Genomic DNA, 1724 nt, shown 5'->3' with positions numbered 1-1724 from the left:
TCGTTCATGATAACTTAAACTAATGGGTTCAAGAGTGAAATAAAGCAACGCTATCGTGAGATTGCGTTGCTTATTTATTCTAAAAAAACTTCCTATATAATTCCTGCCTGATGCTTCCGCTTAACTGGGCATAGATCCGGGTGGTTAGCAGCCATTCGGCGGCTGTTCTTTTTTTATTGAAGTAACGGGAGCAGGTTAGTTCAAGAAGGAATTCAATCAATCAATGAAGAAATTAATGGATTATGTTAATCACTATAATCAAAATATACAGGTGGAGCTTATGAGAAGATATTTTTTGTTTGGGGTAATTGTAGGTATAGCGGTATTAGCAGTTTTTTTAGGTAATAAACAGATGTTGGAAGCAAAAGAGAAGGAGAAGGACTTGGCACACTTGAATTATATTCCTATTGTTCGTGTAGGCGAGAAACAGTTAGAAATATATGAATATGGTCAGTGTAAAAAGGGTTCCAATAAGGAAGAAAAGGCGGAAATAGGTCCACGTTCTTGTGACACTGTAACAGAGGAAGAAGCACTGAATGGAAAAACAGCGGAATTATTTAATAAAGAGTCTGTTCTAACTATAAAAAATATCGAGCCCTCTGGGGAACTTGAAGACAAGGCTGGCCCTGCCAATGGAGTGAGAAGGACAGTTAGCGGCGGTTATACAAAAGATGGCAAGAGTCTGGGGCCAAAAGAAATAAAGTTTATTGTCAAGGATATGAAGGATGAATTTCTCGAGACAGTTATGTTGCCCAAAGATCCTGGTTACTTTGTAGGCAGAATAGAACTCAGTACACCTTCAGGAAACAAAAATTATGTATATCACTTTTATTATAAGTAGTTTTTCTTATTTAAGTAAGAAGTGCGAAGGTGTGTAATTATTGGTAGAGGAATTGATAAATTGATTATTCTTCATCCATTTCATTATCACTAGGAGTTAGGTAATGCCCCTTATCAAAAACATATCATAAGGGTTCAAGCTTTTTGAGGGACATTAGGTTATTACAAAGTTAGTGGATATGGATTGTTGAAGTCCTTATTGTGCTCCCTAACGGGCAGCAAGAGTTAAGGATTGGGATGGCTGCGGCGATCCTTTTTTTATTGCACTAACGAAGCAGTTTAGCGAAAGAGGGTTAAATATAAAATATATAAGATATGAAATTTTAACTTATGAAAGTTCAAAAATGGAGGATAAAATGAACAGTAAAGAATTTCAGGAAATAATTGCACAGCTTAAAATAGAAGAACGTACTATTCAAGGTTTTTGGAATGTAATAAATAATGCCAAAATAAATGACGATGATGAACTAAATCACCTAGTAAACAGCATTAATCACAGTTGGTTAAAATTAGAAATACATAAAATATCCTTTTCTATAATTTATAATTACTCTGAGTTTATTGAAGCCGAATTAAGAATTTATCTTAATGATACATATATTGGTTCATATTTGTGTGCGTTCACCCTTGATGGTAAAGATTCAGATGACAAAATTAAGATGGAAGATTATTCATTTATAAGTGGTTTAATTGCTCTAGAAGAAAGAAACGAAGAAATAGCAAAATCGGCAATAGAAGAAAAAGTAGATGATTTACTTATTCAAAGACTAACGGGGCTTACATTGGAACGAATAAACGAATTAAAAAAGTTGTAGGTGTATTCTAGGGTTTAAAGCTATCGATAATCTTCCTTCTTCAACTAACGGTGCAGTTTAGTCATAATG

The 1724-nt window shown here is 34.2% G+C and carries 2 protein-coding genes; both read left to right on the top strand.

Going from position 1 to position 1724, the window contains the following annotated elements; genetic code table 11:
* Nucleotides 1–280: 280 nt before the first annotated feature.
* On the top strand, nucleotides 281–841 hold the full coding sequence (locus ACIFOT_RS28520) for a hypothetical protein (RefSeq protein ID WP_430071205.1): 561 nt from the start codon (nucleotides 281–283) through the stop codon (nucleotides 839–841).
* 355 nt (nucleotides 842–1196) lie between these two features.
* Nucleotides 1197–1655, top strand: a complete 459-nt coding sequence (locus ACIFOT_RS28515) for a hypothetical protein (RefSeq protein WP_430071203.1) — start codon at nucleotides 1197–1199, stop codon at nucleotides 1653–1655.
* Nucleotides 1656–1724: the final 69 nt, after the last annotated feature.

This window comes from Neobacillus sp. NRS-1170 (assembly GCF_050468025.1).
Note: the sequence above shows the minus strand (reverse complement) of the source record. Positions and strands in the feature narration are given on the sequence as shown.

Excerpts from the sequence above, each read along its gene's own strand:
- ACIFOT_RS28520 (WP_430071205.1), top strand. The coding sequence starts at position 281 with ATGAGAAGATATTTTTTGTTTGGGGTAATTGTAGGTATAGCGGTATTA.
- ACIFOT_RS28515 (WP_430071203.1), top strand. The coding sequence starts at position 1,197 with ATGAACAGTAAAGAATTTCAGGAAATAATTGCACAGCTTAAAATAGAA.